Genomic DNA, 18980 nt, shown 5'->3' on the forward strand with positions numbered 1-18980 from the left:
GCGGGAAGACTGAGCACGCTGCTCAGCGCGGCTGCACGGCGCGACACGCGAGGTGCAGGGCGAGCCTCGCCTCGGGATCGGTCATGTCGATGCCGAGGAGTTCCTGCACGCGCCGGATCCGGACCATGACCGTGTTGCGGTGCAGGCCGAGCGCCTGCGCCGTCGCTGCGATGCCCGACTCGTGGTCGAGGTACGCCGAGAGCGTGGTGAGCAGCTCCCCGCCCCCGACGCGCAACGGCGCCAACAGTGATTCCGCCGCCGGGACGAAGGTGTCGTTCCCGGTCCAGGCGAGAAGCAGCTGCTCCAGGCCGAGGCTGTCGACCCGCACGAACCATCCCGTCGCGGAGCGCGATGCCGCGATACGCGCCGCGTCGCCGGCCTCGTCCAGAGTCGTGGCGAGGCCTTCCGCCCCGGCCTGCAACGAGCCCACACCGGTCGCCACGGTGAAGTCGCGCAGGACTCCCAGGTGCAGCGCGCGCAGAGCGGCCACGGCGCGCTCCACCCGATCCGGGTCCGGGGCCTCCGGGAACGACAGCCATCCACTGAGCCCGCGGCCGGCCGTCGTCGCATGTGCTTCTCCGTCGATCACCGAGAGAGCAGCGCTGACCGAACGCAGCAGCGAGAAGGAATCGAGCCGTCCCCTCGCCACCACCCGGAAGCCGATGTGATGCCCGCCCGTGCGCCAGCCGCGCTCCGCCATGCGGCGCTCGACATCGGCATCAGCTGCCCCGTGCAGGTCGACGAAGTCGCGAAGGAGACCCGAAGACACGGCGACGTCGTTCACGGCCGCGACCTCGTCGATCAGGATGCGCGCCGCGACGGCCGGCATCGCGATCTCGGCGGCGACCGAGAGGGACTGCACCTGCGCCTCGCCGAGCCCGCGCCCGAAGAGCACGAGCCGCAGACCGCTGCGCCCCGGGCTGTCGACGCGCACGGACGCCGCCGCTGAACCGTCCGCGCTCGCCTGATCGAGCCAGGAGTCGAAGCCGATCGCGGCATGCAGACGTTCGTCGAGATGTGCGCCCGCCTCCTCCAGGACACCGGATGAGTCGATCAGCGCGGCCCCGACACCGAGGTTCGCCGCGATGTGCCCCAGCAGGTCGGCGAGGTCGTCGGCGGCGTACTCGAAGGACTGGGCGACCTTTCGCACCTGGCTGAGCGTCAGCGCATCGCGGGCCTCGATCAGCATCCAGCAGGCTTTCGCGAGCTGCACCGGTCGCTCGACGTCGAGCAGGCACAGACCGATGCGGTCCGCGAGCCGGAACGCACCCGCGTCGAAGCCGACCGCACCGGGGAGCGCGAGTCCCGTGAAACCGCGGTCGCGCAGTCGTCGCAGCAGCGCGTCCTGCTGCCAGGTCGCGGTCGGGGCCGCCGATGTGACGATCGCCAGCCGGTCTGCACCGCTCTCGGTCAGCTCCGCCTCTCCCGCCCCGACGGCGACGGCGTCCCACGCGGCATCCGAGGGGCCGGCGACTCGCCGCAACCCGCCGTTCTCCGCGTGAGCGAGCAGGGCGCTCAACCGCAGCCGCTCGATCATGCGGCATCCAGATCGTCGAGGCCGTAGGCCGAAGGCAGGACCTTGGCTCGCCGGTCCGACCGCGCGTTCCACCATGCCGGCGCGGGGACGGCGAAGACCGCCACGTTCCGGGCGAGACCCAGCTCGGTGGCCTCGAGGATCTCCCGGGAGACCGCGTCGACGATCACGATGATCGTCGGGGCCGAGGCGACGAGGAGTCCGTCGGTGAGCACGGCAAGCGCCTCGGATCGGGTGACGACCCGGTGCACCGCACCACCGAGTCCGCTGATCTCGACCGCGTTCACGTGCGGGTCCTGGAGCGAGGGCACGACCGAGACGATGCGTCCTTCGGCGAGCAGTTCGGCCCCCAGGGCGTCGGCGAGGAGCGGAAGCGGCGCGGAGACGGAGGCGAGATACGCCCTGCCGAGTTCGAGCGCGTGCGCGAGGTGGCCGCCGATCGCGTGCTCCCGCAGGTCGCCGACGGTGAAGCCGCCGAGCACCGCGCAACCGACACCACCGGCCTGGATGATCGCCGACCGCACGACCCGTTCGGCATCGATGGCCCGATGCGCCTCCACGAGCGCGACTCCGTCGGCACCGGTGTCGCACGCGAACACGAGCCCCGGCACGCTGTCGACGAAGAGCGACATCTGGTCCAGCCCCGGCACCGCGCGACCGGTGCAGTCCGCATCGACCACGACGTGCGATCCGGCGAGCGTCAGCGGCGCGAGCCCGTTCATACCCCCGCCCTCGAGCGAGCAGACCGCGGGGATCGGATGCCCGACCCACCGCTCGACCGCGGCGAGGAGCCGGGCGAACGGCTCTTCCGCCGGAAGCCGCTCGCCGAGCAGCATCGTCGAGCCGACGAACGCGACCCCGAGGCAGGGCGTGTCCGGGTCGAGCGATGAGATCGGCGACACCTCGATCGGCCAGTCTCCGGCGCGCGCGAGCATGAGTTCCAGCATGGTCGTGGAGCCGCCGCCGCCCGAGCCGAGCAGCGCATACCCGCGGGCGAGTGCCGTGAGGTCGTCGCGCTGCAGCATCATGCGCTCCAGCCTAGGGAGAAACGCCCTCGCCTGCGGACAGGGTCTCGACCGGGACGAACTCCGCCGAGAGCCCGAATGCCGACGGGCCGAAGGCGGCGAGCGCATCGGGGGTGCGCATCATCTCGGGGGTCGAGATGCCCAGCACCCGCACGCGCTGTCCGTACCGGAGCCCCTCGGTCGTGATCGGCTCGGCGGTCTCGTGGTCGACCACGCAGATGAGGTCGGGCACGATCGCCACGAGGGTCTCTCCGCGATGCGCGATGAGGTTCTCGTTCTGGAAGGCGATCTCGAACGTGTCGCCCTCCTCCGCCCCAAGCGGTGCGATGACCGCCCGCCCCTTGGCGAAGCCCTCGGTCGTGCGCCGCTCGACGTCGATGACCTTGCCCACGCAGAGCTCGCGCAGGTGCGGGTAGAGCGTCGTCGCGAGCGTGTCGGCGATCGCCTCGAACGGGGAGCGGTGCTCCTCGCGAGCGATCCGGATGGCGCGGCCCAGCGCGAGGGCCATCGAGATCGTGCGCGGCACGGCCGTCCGCCGCACGTCGGCTCCGGTCATCGCATACTCCGCGATGTGACCGACGCCGCCGAGGCGGATCGTGATGCCGCGGGCGAGCCACTCCATCTGCCGGTCGTCGTCGCCGGTGTCGATCACGACCTTCTCCCCGCGTTCCCCGGCGAGCGCCAACGGCGACCCGTGCACGCCGTAGACCGCGAAGGTCTCCATCGAGAGCTCGGGGAACGCGCGGCCCATGCCGTCGGCATCCACCACCGGGAGCCCGGTCTCGGCCGCGACGATGAGCGGGATCATGGAGTTGATGCCGCCGCACTCGATCGGCATGGTGGCATCCGCCTTCCGGCCGAGGTGCTCCTCGAGCGTGCGCAACGCGAGGGTGGGCTCGGTGCCGGCCGGGATCTTCTCGATCATCACGGTCGGGGCGCCCATCTGCGCGGTCGGGATCACGAACAGGTCGTCGGCGAGCTCGTCCGGGTCGAGGATCGTGATGCTCCCCTCCCCCAGCACCCGCTCGACGAGCATCTTGCCGATGTAGGGGTCGCCGCCACCGCCGGTACCGAGCAGCGTCGCGCCGCGGGCGAGGTCGGGGAGGTCCGCGGCGGTGAGCTGCCAGCTCATGCCGCGACTCCCGCCGATGCCGTTCCGGCGGAGATGCTGCCGTCGTAACGGTGCGCCGCCATGTCGTAGCCGAAGTAGCCGGGCCCGACCATGGCGAGAGCGGCCTCCGAGTGCCAGCGCTCGTCGGCCGGGGCCGCGATCACCCGCACGCGCTGGCCGTACCGCAGGCCCTCGGTCGTGATCGGCTCGCCGGACTCGCCGTCGAGCACCATGATCAGATCGGGGGTGGTCGCGAGCACCACCCCGTCGGCCTCGGCGACGAGATGCTCGTTCTGGAACTGCAGGGTCAGCGTGGTGCCGGCGTCCCCGTCGATGCGCGCGCGACCCCGGGCGAATCCGGTGGTCGTGGCGCGGTGCACGTCGACGACCTTGCCGTCGAAGAGCTCGCGCCCGCCGAGCAGGTCGACGACCGCGTCCACCGGGTCGGTCTTCTCGTCACGCGCGATGGCGATGCGCTGCCCGATCTCGATGCAGCGCGACAGCGAGCCCGAGACGAGCGACTCCCGCGCGGCTGTGCCCGACATGGAGAACCCGGAGATCATGACCGAGCAGCCCATCTCGACACAGGCCACGCGGGCGATGCGCTCGGTCCAGGAGTTGTCGGCCGTCTGCAGCACGCCGGTGTTGCCCTTCTCGTCGCTGAACGCGAGGGGCGATGCGGTCACGCCGTACAGCGTCGGGAGCACCATCTGCAGCTCGGGGAACGCACGCCCCATGCCGTCGGCGTCGACCAGTGGCAGTCCGAGCGCGGCAGCGGCGGCGATCGGGATGGTCGAGTTCACGCCGCCCACCTCGGCACAGGCGATATGCGTGATCGGACGGCCGAGATGGACGCTGAGGGCCTTGACCGGTTCGATGACCTCGGCGAGGCTCGGCAGCTTCTCGACCATGACGGTCGGGGCACCCATCATGGCGACGAAGAGCACGAGGGCGTCGTCGGGCACCTCTTCGAGGCCGACGACCGTGACATCACCGGAGGCGAGTGCCTGACGGGCGAGGAGGGCACCGATGTACGGGTCTCCTCCACCGCCGGTCCCGAGCACGGCGGCGCCGCGGGCGAGTCCGTCGATGTGGGCGGGGGTGATGGTCCAGCTCATGTCACGCCCCCATGTCGAGGTCGCCGACGGCCTTGACGCGGATGCGCGTGGCGTTGCCGGGGAGATAGGGAATGGGCACCTCGTCGAAGTCGATGATCGAGACGGTCGAGGGCCTCGCACCGGCGGCGATGGCTTTGTCGACGGCCTCGGCCCGTACCTCGGCGAGCGTCTCCTCACGGCGGCCGGGTTCGATCGCGTAGACCTTGTCGATCTCGCCGCCGACCTGCGCGATGGAGGCGCCGATGGCGTTCGCGACCGCGTAGTTCTCGGGGCGGTGCACGGTGCCGAACAGCGGCAGCTCATCGGGGAGCAGGATGGATCCACCGCCGACCGCGACCACCGCGATGGGCTCGGGCGAGGTGCGCATGCGGTCCACGGCCTCGGACACGCGCTCGGCGATGCGCGCCAGCACCCGTTCGACGAACGCGGGGTCGAGGTGGGCGACCTTGCTCGCATCGCCCACTTCGGCGCGACCGGCCGCCACGGCGATGTCGGTGGCCGTCAGGGTCGAGCCGCCGAAGACCAGGGCTTCCGTCGTCAGCTTGTATCCGACGGAGGCCGGACCGACCTCGGCCGTCTCCTCGTCGACGATGCTGCCGCCGCCGATGCCGAGCGAGAGCACGTCGGGCATCCGGAAGTTGGTGCGGATGCCGGCGACCTTGACCTCGTTCGCCGTCTCGCGCGGGAACCCGTTGATCAGCAGCCCGATGTCGGCGGTGGTGCCGCCCACATCGATCACCGCGCAGTCGTCGAGCCCGCTGGTCGCCGCGGCACCTCGCATCGAGTTGGTCGGGCCCGAGGCGAAGGTCGCGACCGGGTAGCGGCGCACGTACTCCTCATCCATGAGCGTGCCGTCGTTCTGGCTGAGGAAGATCGGCGCCTCGATGCCCTGGGCGCGAACGGCCGAGGTGAGACCGTCGACGATCTCGGAGGCGAGCTCGCGCAGCGCGGCGTTGATGATCGTCGCGTTCTCGCGCTCGAGCAGGCCGATCCGTCCGATCTCGTGCGACAGCGAGATGGCGGCATCGGCACCGAGCACGTCGGCGACGATCTCGGCCGCCCGCACCTCGAGATCGTGGTTGACCGGGCTGAAGACCGAGGAGATGGCCACGGAGCGGATGCCGTGCGCCTTCATGTCCTCGGCGTGCGCCCGGATCTCGTCGGGGTCGAGCGGCGAGATCGGTCGGCCGTCGAATTCGTAGCCGCCGTGCGCGAGGTAGCTGCGCGCCTGCGTCGCCTCGACCAGCACCTCGGGCCAGTCGATCAGCGGCGGCAGCGCCCGCGTGGCCGGAAGCCCGAGCCGGAGGGCTGCGACCGGAGCCAGACGGCTGGCCTGCACGAGCGCGTTGATGAAGTGCGTCGTGCCGATCATGACGGCGTCGATGTCGGTGCCCTCGAAGGCGTGTCCGGCGCGCAGGTCCTCGATCGCCTGGATGATGCCGCTGGTGACGTCGGGAGTGGTCGAGTGCTTCACCCCCGCCAGCGTGCGGGTGCCGTCCATGAGGACTGCGTCGGTGTTGGTGCCGCCGACGTCGATGCCGATGTGCATGATTCTCGCTTTCCTGTGAGGGGTGTCTGTCTCTGGTGGCTCAGGCCGCTGCGGTCTCTTCGACCGGTGCGGCCTGGCGGGTGGTCGCGACGCCGACGCCGCGGACCCAGCCGAGCTTGCCCGCCACGATGTACAGCGCCATCGAGAGGAAGAGGCTGAGCAGCGACGGGATGCCCCACGTGACGAAGTAGCCGACGAGAGCGGAGACCAGCCACACGACGATCGTCGCGGGGACGATGCGCGGCGCGGTCGCCGGGAGGGTGCCGGCCTCGCGCGTCGCGTCGAGGTCGGGGCGCCAGCGTCGCACCACGTAGTACTCGGCGACCATGATGCCGGCGATCGGCGGGAAGGCGACGCTCAGCACGATGAGGAACTCGGTGAACTGGCCGAGGATGCCGACCGCGGCGAGGACGGACCCCACGACACCCAGCACGATCGTCGTCGTCACGCGGTGCAGGTTCTTGCCGAACGCGGTGGAGATGAAGTTCACCAGACCCAGCGTGGAGGAGTACAGGTTCCAGTCGTTGATCTTCAGGGTGCCCGTGAGCACGATGAACAGGCCGATGAAGCCGACCGACGAGGTCACGATCGCGACGATGTCACCCGTGGCCGCGGCGTGGGCGAGCAGCACTCCGGCGAGGCCGATCACGAACTCGCCGAGCGAGACGCCCAGCACGGTCTGCTTGATGACGTCGGCGCGCGAGCGGTTGAAGCGGGTCATGTCGCCGGTGATGATCGCGCCGACGATGAGGCCACCGGCGACGATGCCGGTTCCCGCCCAGACGCTCATGCTCGGTCCGGGGGCGGGGCCCGTGAGCAGCTCGCCGATGTCGTGACGGCTCAGCTCGGTGATGACCGACCAGCCGACGAGGATGAGGAACAGCGGCACGGTGATGTTCGCGAGCCACTGCATCCCGACGAATCCGAAAGCTACGATCGCGGTGACCGCGAGACCGAAGATGAGGCTCCATGCCCACACCGGCAGCGCGCCGGGCATGAGGGCGTCGAGGGACTGCGCGGAGATGGCCGACTGGATGCCGAACCAGCCGATCAGGCTGATCCCGATGGCGAGCCCGACCAGTGATGCGCCGATCTCACCGAAGCCGGTCCAGCGGGCCAGGAGTGCGGTGTTGAGTCCCTCGCGCTGGCCGATGAAGCCGACCACGCACATGATCACCTCGAGGATGAGCGAGCCGAAGAGGAAGGCGAGGACGGCCTCGCCGAAGGTCATGCTGTATCCGAGGGTCGCGCCGAGGAGGAACTGCGAGAGGGCCGAGACCTGTCCGAATCGCTGCACTGCGATTCCGAACCAGGGTTTGCGGGCCTCGGGAGTCACTCGGGAGAGCGCGAAGTCGTCTGCGTGCGCCGTGCGTGCCATGAGGGTCCTTCGGGGGGAGGGAACGGGTTGTGGGCCACAGTAGCCACGCCCTCCGGCCCGAGGATATGTGCACATCGCACGAGAATCACGTCGGTATGTGCGCATTGCACGCGACCCTCGCGCGGCGCTCGCACCCGGAGACCTCCCGCCGAGACCCCGACGAAACGCCGAGACCCCCTCCTGCCGACAGCGACAGGAGGGGGTCTCGGCGGGAAAGCGGGGCTTCGACGACCGCCCCGACGATCAGTGCAGCGCGTTCGCCTCGATGAAGGCGCGAAGAGCCTGCTCGTCGTCGGCCATCTCGGTCACGTGCTGGGGTGCGTCGAGCATCTCCTGCAGCTCCGGCGCGTAGCCGAGCTCGACGCCGATGGCCTCGTGGATCGTCTCGGCGAACTTCTCCGGCTTGGCTGTCTCGAGCACGAGCATCGGAACGCCCGGCTCCACATACTCGCGTGCGACCTTGACGCCGTCGGCCGTGTGCGGGTCGATGACCTCGCCCGTGGTCTCGTACACCGAGCGGATCGTGGTCAGCCGGTCGGCGTGCGTCGAGGTTCCGCTGACGATGCCGAACTCCTCGAGGAAGCGCTCCTGCTCGGCCGAGAAGTCGAAGTATCCCTGCGCTTCGAGGTCGTCCCACGCCCCCACGACGCGGGCGGGGTCGCGGCCGACGAGCTCGAAGATGAAGCGCTCGAGGTTCGACGCCTTGGAGATGTCCATCGAGGGGCTGGAGGTCGCGAGCGTCTGCGCGGCGCTGCGCGGGCGGTAGACGCCGGATCGGAAGAACTCGTCGAGCACGTTGTTCTCGTTCGCGGCGAGCACCAGGCGGCGGATCGGCAGTCCCATCTGCTTCGCGAAGAAGCCGGAGAGGATGTTGCCGAAGTTGCCCGAGGGCACAGTGAAGGAAAGCTCGGTCCAGCCGCCGGCATCCGTCGCCCGCAGCCACGCCCAGAAGTAGTAGACGGTCTGCGCGGTGATGCGCGCGAGGTTGATCGAGTTCACCGCTCCCAAGTGCTGCGTGCGCTTGAAGTCGAGGTCGCCGGCGAGCTTCTTCACGAGGTTCTGGCAGTCGTCGAAGACGCCCTCGACCGCGATGTTGTGCACGTTCGCGTCGTCGAGCGAGAACATCTGCGCCCGCTGGAACGCGCTCATGCGCCCCTGCGGCGACAGCATGAACACCGCGACGCGCTCCTTGCCGCGGAGGGCGTGCTCGGCCGCGGAGCCGGTGTCACCCGAGGTCGCGCCGAGGATGTTGAGCACGGCGTCGTTGCGCTCGAGCGTGTACTCGAGCACCTGGCCGAGGAACTGCATCGCCATGTCCTTGAACGCGAGCGTGGGGCCCTCGGAGAGACCGACCAGCGTCAGTTCGTCGTCGATCGCGCGCAGCGGCACGACGCCGTCGGGGAAGTCGGCGTAGGCCGCGTCGGTCATCCGCGCCAGGTCGGCGCGCGGGATGTCGGTCGCGAACAGGCTCAGCACCTCAGTTGCGAGCTGCGGGTAGGTCAGTGCACGCCAACGCTCGAGCGTCTCGCCGTCGACGGTGGGCATGACCTCCGGCACCGCCAGTCCGCCGTCGGGCGCGAGGCCCTCCAACAGCGTCTCGCTGAACGACTGCGGCTGCATGCCGCCGCGGGTGGAGATGAACTGCACGTTGGCTCCTCGGCTCGGGACTCGGCACGTCCATTCTCGCAGGGTGTTCGCCGGCGAGATGACGGGATGACGGATGCCGCCGCTCCTGCTCAGAACAGAGAGGTCGGCAGCGCCCCCTCGTGCTCCAGCAGCCAGCGCTTGGTCTCGAGCCCGCGACCTTCGTCACCGCCCGAGTATCCGCCGAGGCCGTCGCCGGCCACCACCCGATGGCAGGGCACGATCAGCGGGACGGGGTTCGCCCCCATGATCGACCCGATGCCCCTGGCCGGGACGTCGGTGCCGCTGCGCGCGGCGAGGCCGCCGTACGTGATCGTCTCGCCATGCCCGACCGTCCCGTGCAGAGCCGTGAGCACTGCTCTGGTCGCCGCGGTCTGCACGCCGAGGTCGACGGGAACGTCGAATCGGCGCAGCGTGCCCGCGAAGTACGCGGCGAGTTGCGCGAGGGCCTCGGCGAGCAGTGGGTCGGGCTGTGCGGTGGCGTCTTCGGGCGGAGCGGACCGCCACGTGACCCGGGTGATCGCCACGCCGTCGCTGACGACGCCGACGACACCGACCGGGGTGGCGAGCGTTCCGAAAGCGGACATGCGTCGAGGCTACCCGGATGCTCCGACGTCGGGCTCACCGTGAGCGGGCCGGGCCGTCGCGCGGCGGGGCGGCGGGACGGCCCGGTCATCTCACCCGCGGGAGACGTGGCGCCAGAGCGCCGCCCAGTGCTCGGGGCGGAGATCGCGGGGAAGACGCCGGTCCTCGGCGCCGGCCGCCGCGACCGCCTGTCGACCCCGGGACAGGGGTGTGCGCGCCGCCGTGGCCACCACCGCAGCGAGGTTCGAGCCTCGGCCCGTGAACATCGCCCCCACGAACGCCTCGTACGCCCGGCGATCGGATACCGGGACGAGCGGTGAGCCGCGGCGGCTGATGGCGAGCACCCCGCCGTCGACGCTCGGCTGCGGCGAGAACCCCCATGCCGGGACGCGGCCCTCCAGCGAGAACTCGAACCAGGGCGCGGACTGCGCGGTCATCATCGTTCCGCCGCCGACGCCGGCCCGCTTGCGCGCCACCTCCCACTGCGTCAGCAGGACCGCGTGGTCCCACCCACGGCTCGAGAGCAACCGCCGCAGGATGGGCGTGGTCACATGAAACGGGATGTTGCCGACGACGACGTCCGCGTCGAGCGGATGGCGGGTCGCATCCGCGACCTCGATGCGCACGCCGGGCAGTGCCCTTCGGAGCCGATGCACCCGGTGCTCGTCGATGTCGATCGCCGCGAGGGGTCTGCCGAGGGTCGTGAGCGAGCGGGTGAGTGCGCCATCACCGCACCCGAGCTCGAGGATCGAGCCGGAGGTGCGCCCGACGAGGTCGGTGATGCGGGCGAGGGTCGGACGATGGGTGAGGAAGTTCTGGCCGAGTTCGTGACGGCCACCATGGATTGAACGAGGCATGAGTGCGCTCCAGAAGAAGAATCGGAGCACCTCGAAGGAGGGGAGGACGCGAAGAGGCGTCGGTGAGGACTGCCCGTCCCGAGGTGCGATGACATCTCGGTGGACGGCGCGCAGATGCGTGCGAAGAGCGAGCGCGCCGTCAGGCGCGGCGGTCGCGGAACACGAGGTTGCGCCCCATCACGGGCGCGGCGCATATTGTTCCCATGCCGGACAGCATATCGGCCATCAGATCCAGCCGCGATCCTCGGCGATGAGCACGGCCTGCTGCCGCGTGCCGACGGACAGCTTCCCGAGGATGACCGAGATGTGGTTGCGCACAGTCCCCGGGGCAAGAGAGAGCGCCCGGGCGATCTGCCCCGTTGTCTCGCCACGACGACCGGCGCGCAGCACGTCGAGTTCACGGTCTGTGAGCGGCGAGCGCTCGTCGCTCAGAGCGTCGGCGGCGATCTCGGGATCCACGTAGCGGGCGCCGGCGGCGACCCGGCGGATGACGGCGGCGACCTCGTCGGCGCCGCGGGACTTCGGCAGGAAGCCCGAGACCCCCGAGGCCAGAGCGCGACGGAGCACGCCCGGGCGCGCATGACGGGTGACGACCACGCACCGCGTCGCGATCGCCCTGTTCAGCTTCTCGGCGACCTGCACGCCGTCGAGGCCCGGCATCTCGAGGTCCAGCAGGCACACGTCCGGCTGCAGGCGCAGGGCTTCCGCGACGGCCTGCTCGCCGTCGGCACATTCGGCGATGACCTCGATGTCCTCCTCCAGCCGCAGCAGGGCGGCAAGGGCAGAGCGGATCATGCCTTCGTCATCGGCGAGCAGCACGCGGATCATCGAGCATCCTCCCCCTGCGTCGGCACGGCCACGACGACCACGAACTCGTCGGAGTCGCGCCGTACCTCGAGGGTGCCGTGCGCCTCCTCGATCCTGCGGCGCACACCCTCCAACCCGGAGCCGTCATGCTCGACCTCGGCCCCCGCGATCACATCGTTCGCGATCTCGTACCGCCAGGCATCGCCGGTTCGGGCCAGCAGGAGACGCGCATGGCGCCCGCCGCCGTGTCGCAGGACGTTCGTCGTCGTCTCCCTGATCACGGGGCCCAGAGCGGATGCCGGAGCCGAATCGGCATCCGCATCGATGACGGACTCCACGTCCAGCCCCGCCGCCGTCAGCAGGTCGCGGGCATTGGCGAGCTCGTCCCGCAGCGGCACCGAGCGGAAGCGGGTCGCGAGGTCCCTGGTGCCCTGGCGTGCCTCGTCGACGCTCACCCGCGCTGCGCGGAGCTGCTCCATCCCCGCGTCGGCGTCGGTCGGCAGCAGACGCTCCGCGAGTTCCAACTGCAGGGCGATGACCTGGAGGTGATGACCCTGCAGATCATGCACATCGGTGGCGACCCGCAGCCGTTCCTGCGTGGCGGCGAGCCTCGCCTCGGATGCGCGGGCGCGATCCAGCGTGATCAGCACGTCCCACCACCACAGCGAGGTCACGGTCATCACGGGCAGGAACACCGTGTAGACGACGGGAACCAGGAGCGGGATCTCGTCCGAGACGTCGAGCGTGGAATCGACGACGGCGACGGCGGCGAGGACGATCGTGGCGGCGATGACCACCTTGTACCGCACTCCGCGCTGCCAATTGAGCAGCACGAGCGACTGCACGATCGGCATCAGGGCGAGCTGCCAGCTGCCGACCACCGCTCCGGCGGCGACTCCGTAGACCACGGCGACGAGGAACGGCACGGCCAGACGCAGCCATCGCACGCCCGGCTCGGCGTCGAGTCGGTGCCGATAATCGGCCAGCAGCGGGAGCGTGGAAGCACTCCAGAGCAGTCCGCCCCCGCCGACGACCAGAGCGGAGAAGCCCTGACGGTCGATCGCGAGCGTCACGAGCGTCCACGCGGCCACCAGGGCGAGCTCGAACATGACCACGGCGCTCGCCGTGTACCACCACGTGGCCGTCACGCCACGGGACAGCTGTCGCGCCCCCGGACTCGGCTCGACGGGGGCGAGGGGCTCGGCGCGGCTGCTCACGCTCCCACGATAGGGCCGTGACAGTTGTCACGGATGCGTCATGCGATCCACCCGGGAAGCGGTGACGGCCCGACACTGCCGCGGTGACCGTCCGTCGAGTGGACTGGAGTCATCGCAGCGGAGACACCGCTGGCACCGACACCAGGGAGCATCCCCATGAACCTCATCGAGACCTTCCAGAACCTGGTCGCCCAGGTTCCCGAGCTCGTGCAGCCGCTCATCGTCGCCCTCGCCGGCGCGATCCCCTTCATCGAGGGCGAGGGCGCGGTGAGCATCGGCATCATCGGCGGCATCCCGCCCGTGGTCGCCGCGATCGCGGCGATCGTGGGCAACTTCCTCTGCGTCCTGGTCGTGGTGCTGGTGAGTTCCGGAGCGCGACAGGCCGTCGTGAATCGCTCGCGCGCAAAGGCGGTGGCCCTCGCCGGCGGCGGCACGGCGGACGAGGTGCACGCGGAGACTGCTGACACCGGGCGCGGTACCGCGCGTCGGGAGAAGTTCCAGCGCGCGTTCGAGCGCTACGGCGTTCCCGGAGTCAGCCTGCTCGGCCCGCTCCTCCTGCCGACCCAGTTCACCGCGACGATGCTCGCGGCGTCCGGCATCGGCAAGGCCCGCATCCTCTTCTGGCAGGCGCTGGCGATCATCGGCTGGACGACCATCGTGGCCGTCATCGTCGGCAGCGCCGTGTACGCGATCCGCTGAGCTTCCTGAGGCGGGGGGTGCGACGAGCCCGTCGCACCCCCGCCTCATGTCCATCATTTCCTGAATTCATGATTTTCTGTACAGTGGGTTCGTGACCACCGCGCTCGCCTCCTCCCCCACGCACACGGCCGCCGTCGCCCGTCTCGGACACGCACTCTCCGATCCCACCCGCGCCGGCGTGCTGCTCGCGCTGAGAGAGTCCCCGCGCTATCCCGCCGACCTCGCCGAAGCGCTCGGCGTCTCACGCCAGGCCATGTCGAACCATCTCGCGTGTCTGCGCGGATGCGGCCTCGTCGACAGCGTGCCCGACGGCCGCCGCAGCAGCTATCGTCTGGCGGACCGGCACCTCGCACCCGCGCTCGACATGCTCATGCGGGTGACACTCATCGTGGAGCCGGACTGCTGCTCCGGCGAAGGCTGCACCTGCTGATGACCGCCACGCTCACCCTCACCCGCCGCGAGACCCTGCATCGCCGCATCCGCCTCATCGTCGGCATCACGATCGCCTACAACCTGATCGAGGCGGTCGTCGCGATCGCCGCCGGATCCGTCGCCTCCTCGGCCGCACTCATCGGGTTCGGCCTGGACTCCACGATCGAGGTCCTGTCTGCGGGCGCAGTCGCCTGGCAATTCACCCGCCGCGATCCGGAGCGCTGGGAGAAGCCCACCCTGCGCGTCATCGCGGTCGCCTTCTTCGCCCTCGCCGCCTACGTCACCGCGACCTCGGTGGCGGCGCTGGTCATGGCCGAGCGTCCGGAGCACAGCACCGTCGGCATCGTCCTGACCGCCGTCAGCGTCGCCGTCATGCCCTTCCTGTCCTTCGCCGAGCGCCGTGCGGGTCGCGAGCTCGGCTCCGCCACGGCTGTCGCCGACTCGAAGCAGACGCTCATCTGTACGTACCTCTCGGCCGCGGTGCTGATCGGATTGGTCGCGAATTCCCTGCTCGGGTGGTGGTGGGCGGATGCCGTCGCCGGACTGGTCATCGCGGCCTTCGCCGTGCGCGAGGGCGTCGAGGCGTGGAAGGGCGATGCCTGCGCGACGTCGGTCGGCATGCTCCTCGAGGATGAGCACGACGAGCACCATCACTGAGCGGGGAGCATCCGCGCGGCCTAGGTTGGGGGAATGGATTCCGCCAACCTAGGCCGCGACCTGCTCGGACGCACGATGCTCGTCACCGGCGCGAACGCCGGGATCGGGTACTGGTGCGCGGAGCAGCTCGCCGCGCGGGGTGCGCGGGTACTGCTCGGATGCCGCTCCCCGGAACGCGCGGCGACGGCGGTGACCGCGATCCGCACGCAGGTGCCGGACGCCGACCTCCGGATACTGCCGCTCGACCTCGGCTCCCTCGACAGCGTGCGCGGCGCTGCGACGGGAATCGGCGAACGGATCGACGCGGTGATCTGCAACGCCGGAGTCAAGGCGGCCGACCGCTCGGGCCGCACCAGCGACGGACTCGACCTCATGGTCGGCACGAACTTCCTCGGACACTTCGCCCTCGTGGCGCAGCTCGGGCCCGCCCTCGCACCGGACGCCCGCGTCGTCGCCGTCGGCTCGATCGCCCACCGTTTCGCGACCCTCGATCCGGCAGCCCTCGACGCCCCGTGGACCGGCTCCTCGCTCCGGCAGTACGGGCGATCGAAGGCAGCGCTGATGGCCTTCACCTTCGAACTGTCCCGACGCTGGTCGGGCTCCTCCCGACTGGCAGTCTGCGCACACCCGGGCTATGCGGTCGACCCGCTCACCCCACCGCGTCCGGGTCTCGCGGAAGTCTCGGGCGTCGTCCGTGCCCTGTCCGCGCCGACCCGCCTGCTCGTGCAGGGCAAGGACGGCGGCGCGCTGCCCGTCGTCCATGCGGCCACGGCCGCAGACGTAAAGAACGGTGATTACTGGGGCCCCGGCGGTCTGCTCGAGTTCCGTGGAGCACCGGCGCGGGCGGCCGCGTCGGACGAGGTGCGCTCCGCGGCGATCGGGACGGCGCTGTGGGCAGCGGCGGAGAGCATCACCGGGGTGCGCTTCCCGGCCTGACCCCCGCGCGAATGTCCGACCCCCGGTGCAGGATGCAGGCATGATCACGCTGCTGTCGGCTCCCTCGAACCTCGGCCTCCGTCCCCCCGAGCCGGGCAGCGTCCCCGGCGCCGCGAAGGCTCCGGAGGCACTGCGCGAAGCCGGGCTTTTCGCACGGTTCGCCGAGCTCGGCGCCACCGACTCCGGCGTCGTCCTGGCCGGCCGCTACGTTGACGACGACGCCACGAGAGCGCCGGGGCACGTGCGCAACGAGAGCGCGACCATCGACCATTCGCGGCGCCTGGCCGCACGCATCGGCGCCGCCTTCGACAGGGGCGAGGCGCCGCTCGTGATCGGGGGCGACTGCGCGATCCTGCTCGGCGCGGGTCTCGCGACCGTGCGCCGCGGCGGCATCGGACTGGTGCACGTCGACGGCCACACCGACTTCCGCCACCCGGGCAACAGCGACGAATGTGCGAGCGTGGCCGGAGAGGCTCTCGCCGCGGCGATCGGCAGGCACTGGCCGGCCGTCGCCGACATCGACGGGTTCGGTCCCCTCTTTCCCGCGCAGCGCACCGCGCACATCGGCCACCGTGACGATGACGAAGACCTTCCGGAGGTGCGCGGCGCCCTGGGCGGTGTCTTCTCCTCCGCCGACGTCCTCTCTCGCGGCGCCGCCCATGTCGGGGCCGCGGCCGCCGCCGTGGCGGGCTCCGCGTACTGGCTCCAGGTCGACGTCGACGTGCTCGATGCGGCCATCATGCCCGCCGTCGACAGCCCCGACCCCGGCGGCATCGGGGCGGCCGATCTCACCGCACTGCTGCGCGAAATCGCCCCGCACGCGGTCGGCGCCTCGATTACGGTCTTCGATCCCGACCTCGACCCCGACGGGCGCTATGCCCGCCTGCTGGTCGAGATCCTGGCTGAGGGCCTCCGCGACCTGGGTAGCCGCGTACCTCAGCCCTGACCGCCCTCCGACCGCACGATCAGGCCTGGGGCTCGACGACCTGCGCGGGGGTGACTCGAACACGCGAGATCCGACGTCGGTCGAGCTCCGTGACCTGGATCGTCGCGCCCGGCACCTCGACCGTGTCGCCGACAACGGCGAGTCGGCCCAGCTGCTCGGTCACGAACCCGGCGATGGTGTCGGACGACCCGCGCGGCATGGCCAGCCCCGTGGCCTCCTCGAAGTCCTGCAGGTTGAGGCGTCCGTCGAGTCCGTCGTCGGCAGAGATGAACACCTCGGCGTCGTATTCGTCGAAGATCTCGCCGACGACCTCCTCCACGAGGTCTTCCAGCGTGACCAGGCCGTCGGTGCCGCCGTATTCGTCGACGACGACGGCGATGTGGTGCCCCTCCGCGCGCATCCGGGTCAGGGTCGGCAGCACCCGGGCGGACGACGGGATGTAGGGGATCTCGCGCATGAGCGCGCTCAGCGGACGGGTCGGGTCGTCGGATGCGGCCTCGAACAGGTCGCGGACATGCACGAATCCGGTGATGTCGTCGATCGAGGTCTCCGAGACGGGGTAGCGCGAGTACGGAAGGTCTCGCACCTGGGCCAGCACCTCGCCGACTCTCGCCGCCTCGTCGAGGGCGACGACCTCGGGGCGCGGTCGCATGACCTCGCTGACCTGCCGGCCCCGCAAAGAGAGCACGTCGTCGAGGATCCGTCGCTCGTCGTCCGGCAGACCCTGATGGCTGGCCACGATGTCGCGCACCTCCTCGTCGGTCATCTCGTCGCTGGTCTTATGCGGGTCGCCGCCGAGCAGCCGCACGAGGGCGTTCGTCGACGCCGAGAGCAGCCAGATCACGGGACGCATGACCGTGGCGAAGCCGTTGAGGGCGGGCGCGACCGCATACGCGAACTGCGCGTTGCGCTGGATCGCGAGGCGCTTGGGCACGAGCTCTCCGAGCACCAGCGAGAGGTAGGCGATCACGAGCGTGAGCACGAGGGTCGCGATCGTGAGCGCGATCGCGGGGGCCAGACCCCACGACTCGAGCACGGGTGCCAGCGACGGCGCGATCGAGGTCGCACCGTACGCGGCCGAGGCGAACCCGGCCACGGTCACACCGATCTGCACGGCCGAGAGGAAGGTGTTGGGGTTGCGCGCGAGGTCCGCGACCTTCGCCCCTCGGCGTCCGCGTTGGCCGATCGCGTTGATCTGGCTCTCGCGCAGCGTGACCAGTGCCATCTCCGTGGCGGCGAAGACACCGCCGATGAGCACGAACGCGAAGACGAGGGCGATGTTCCAGAGCAGGTCGCCCATCAGCGGGCCGCCGCGTCTGTGGTGGGGTGAGCGCCCGGGATGAACCGGGCGCTCGTACTGTCAGAGTCCGAAGAGTCAGAACAGCGCTGCGCGCTCAAGAGTGCTCCTTCTGCGGGATGGTGGGGGTGGTGTCGGTGGAAGCGGTGACGGCGCCCGGCGTGCGACGGGTCTTGATGAGACTCGCCGCGGTGGCCACCGCGATGGTGGCGCCGATGAACAGCAGCGAGAACCAGATCGGGATCTCCGGCGCCCACTCGACGCCCTGACCGCCGTTGATGAACGGCAGCTCGTTGACGTGCAGCGCGTGCAGGACGAGCTTGACGCCGATGAACCCGAGGATGACCGCGAGGCCCTGCGCGAGGTAGACGAGTCGCTCGAGCAGTCCACCGATGAGGAAGTAGAGCTGACGCAGGCCCATGAGCGCGAAGGCGTTGGCGGTGAAGACGATGTACGCCTGGTCGGTGAGACCGTAGATGGCGGGGATCGAGTCGACGGCGAACACCAGGTCGATGAACCCGATCGCGATGATCGTCAGCAGCATCGGCGTGACGAAGCGCTTGCCGTTCTTGACGACGGTCAGCTTGTCGTCGTTGTACTCATCGCTGACGGGCAGGTGCCGACGGACGAACGTCATGAAGCGTCCGTTCGCCGGGTTGCTCTCGTGGTTGCTGAACGCCTGACGGTAGGCGAGCACAAGCAGCAGCGCGCCGAACAGGTAGAAGATCCAGGAGAAGTTCTCGATGAGCGTCGCGCCGACGGCGATGAAGATGCCGCGCAGGATCAGCGCGATCACGATGCCGATCATCAGCACCTTCTGCTGATAGATCTTCGGCACCGCGAAGCCGGTCATCACGATGAGGAAGACGAAGAGATTGTCGATCGACAACGCCTTCTCGGTCAGGTAGCCGGCGAAGTACTCGCCGCCGAAGGTCCAGCCGGAGAAGACGCCGATGCCGACGCCGAACAGCAGCGCGAGGCTGATGTAGAAGATCGACCAGCGCGCCGACTCCGCGATCGTCGGCTCATGAGGCGTGCGCACGTGCGCGAAGAACTCGTAGACGAAGAAGGCGATCGTGACCGCGATCGTGATGATCCAGATCAGGGGGGTGATATCCAAACGGGTACTCCAGACTCGGGGCGCAAAAGCGCCGCCAAAGTCTTCTCCATTCCTGAACAGGAACCGGT

18 protein-coding genes are annotated in these 18980 nt (G+C 70.1%); 5 read left to right on the plus strand and 13 right to left on the minus strand.

The features are described from left to right. Window positions 1-22: 22 nt before the first annotated feature. The 11 genes from ACWGO6_RS14345 to ACWGO6_RS14395 all read right to left on the minus strand — a co-directional run bounded on the left by ACWGO6_RS14345 (window position 23) and on the right by ACWGO6_RS14395 (window position 12825). Window positions 23-1537 carry a PucR family transcriptional regulator gene (locus tag ACWGO6_RS14345; protein ID WP_452327017.1) on the minus strand — a complete coding sequence of 505 codons (1515 nt, stop codon included), beginning with the start codon at window positions 1535-1537 and terminating at the stop codon, window positions 23-25. After that, the gene (locus tag ACWGO6_RS14350; RefSeq protein WP_452327018.1) at window positions 1534-2562 is read right to left on the minus strand and encodes an S-methyl thiohydantoin desulfurase domain-containing protein; all 1029 of its coding nucleotides are present in this window, start codon (window positions 2560-2562) and stop codon (window positions 1534-1536) included. The genes ACWGO6_RS14345 and ACWGO6_RS14350 overlap by 4 nt, the downstream gene beginning before the upstream one ends. 10 nt (window positions 2563-2572) lie before the next feature. Next, a complete protein-coding gene (locus ACWGO6_RS14355) occupies window positions 2573-3691 on the minus strand; it encodes a DUF917 domain-containing protein (protein WP_452327019.1) in 1119 nt (372 codons plus the stop codon). Continuing rightward, window positions 3688-4788, minus strand: coding sequence for a DUF917 domain-containing protein (locus ACWGO6_RS14360; RefSeq protein WP_452327020.1), 1101 nt, complete (start codon window positions 4786-4788; stop codon window positions 3688-3690). Before ACWGO6_RS14360 ends, ACWGO6_RS14355 begins: the two co-directional genes overlap by 4 nt. Window position 4789: 1 nt before the next feature. Beyond that, window positions 4790-6337, minus strand: coding sequence for a hydantoinase/oxoprolinase N-terminal domain-containing protein (locus ACWGO6_RS14365; RefSeq protein ID WP_452327021.1), 1548 nt, complete (start codon window positions 6335-6337; stop codon window positions 4790-4792). A gap of 40 nt (window positions 6338-6377) precedes the next feature. Next, window positions 6378-7715, minus strand: coding sequence for a purine-cytosine permease family protein (locus ACWGO6_RS14370; RefSeq protein WP_452327022.1), 1338 nt, complete (start codon window positions 7713-7715; stop codon window positions 6378-6380). 243 nt (window positions 7716-7958) lie between these two features. Further along, window positions 7959-9362 carry a threonine synthase gene (gene thrC / locus ACWGO6_RS14375; RefSeq protein ID WP_452327023.1) on the minus strand — a complete coding sequence of 468 codons (1404 nt, stop codon included), beginning with the start codon at window positions 9360-9362 and terminating at the stop codon, window positions 7959-7961. A gap of 89 nt (window positions 9363-9451) precedes the next feature. Beyond that, on the minus strand, window positions 9452-9946 hold the full coding sequence (locus ACWGO6_RS14380) for a methylated-DNA--[protein]-cysteine S-methyltransferase (protein ID WP_452327024.1): 495 nt from the start codon (window positions 9944-9946) through the stop codon (window positions 9452-9454). 90 nt (window positions 9947-10036) lie between these two features. Next, the gene (gene erm / locus ACWGO6_RS14385) at window positions 10037-10801 is read right to left on the minus strand and encodes a 23S ribosomal RNA methyltransferase Erm (RefSeq protein ID WP_136043029.1); all 765 of its coding nucleotides are present in this window, start codon (window positions 10799-10801) and stop codon (window positions 10037-10039) included. Window positions 10802-11026: 225 nt separating this feature from the next. After that, window positions 11027-11629: a response regulator transcription factor gene (locus ACWGO6_RS14390; protein ID WP_136043030.1), complete on the minus strand. Its 603-nt coding sequence runs from the start codon at window positions 11627-11629 to the stop codon at window positions 11027-11029. After that, window positions 11626-12825 carry a sensor histidine kinase gene (locus ACWGO6_RS14395; protein ID WP_240745134.1) on the minus strand — a complete coding sequence of 400 codons (1200 nt, stop codon included), beginning with the start codon at window positions 12823-12825 and terminating at the stop codon, window positions 11626-11628. The genes ACWGO6_RS14390 and ACWGO6_RS14395 overlap by 4 nt, the downstream gene beginning before the upstream one ends. A gap of 156 nt (window positions 12826-12981) precedes the next feature. Here ACWGO6_RS14395 and ACWGO6_RS14400 point away from each other — a divergent pair, with 156 nt between their 5' ends. From ACWGO6_RS14400 to ACWGO6_RS14420, 5 genes are all read left to right on the plus strand, one after another. After that, window positions 12982-13524 (plus strand): small multidrug efflux protein, encoded by a 543-nt coding sequence (locus ACWGO6_RS14400; RefSeq protein WP_452327025.1) that lies wholly within the window; start codon window positions 12982-12984, stop codon window positions 13522-13524. A 91-nt stretch (window positions 13525-13615) separates the two neighbouring features. Further along, window positions 13616-13954, plus strand: a complete 339-nt coding sequence (locus tag ACWGO6_RS14405) for an ArsR/SmtB family transcription factor (RefSeq protein ID WP_452327026.1) — start codon at window positions 13616-13618, stop codon at window positions 13952-13954. Next, window positions 13954-14613 carry a cation transporter gene (locus ACWGO6_RS14410; protein WP_452327027.1) on the plus strand — a complete coding sequence of 220 codons (660 nt, stop codon included), beginning with the start codon at window positions 13954-13956 and terminating at the stop codon, window positions 14611-14613. Before ACWGO6_RS14405 ends, ACWGO6_RS14410 begins: the two co-directional genes overlap by 1 nt. Window positions 14614-14646: 33 nt before the next feature. Then, the gene (locus ACWGO6_RS14415; RefSeq protein WP_452327028.1) at window positions 14647-15549 is read left to right on the plus strand and encodes an SDR family NAD(P)-dependent oxidoreductase; all 903 of its coding nucleotides are present in this window, start codon (window positions 14647-14649) and stop codon (window positions 15547-15549) included. Between the two features lie 40 nt (window positions 15550-15589). Then, window positions 15590-16495 (plus strand): arginase family protein, encoded by a 906-nt coding sequence (locus ACWGO6_RS14420; RefSeq protein ID WP_452327029.1) that lies wholly within the window; start codon window positions 15590-15592, stop codon window positions 16493-16495. A gap of 19 nt (window positions 16496-16514) precedes the next feature. On the opposite strand, the gene ACWGO6_RS14425 is transcribed toward ACWGO6_RS14420, so the two are convergent. Continuing rightward, entirely contained in the window at window positions 16515-17795 is a 1281-nt protein-coding gene (locus ACWGO6_RS14425) for a hemolysin family protein (RefSeq protein WP_452327030.1), read from the minus strand. A 94-nt stretch (window positions 17796-17889) separates the two neighbouring features. Further along, window positions 17890-18912: a TerC family protein gene (locus ACWGO6_RS14430; RefSeq protein WP_452327031.1), complete on the minus strand. Its 1023-nt coding sequence runs from the start codon at window positions 18910-18912 to the stop codon at window positions 17890-17892. Between the last annotated feature and the right edge of the window lie 68 nt (window positions 18913-18980).

The sequence above is a fragment of the Microbacterium sp. NPDC055665 genome (genome assembly GCF_053618035.1).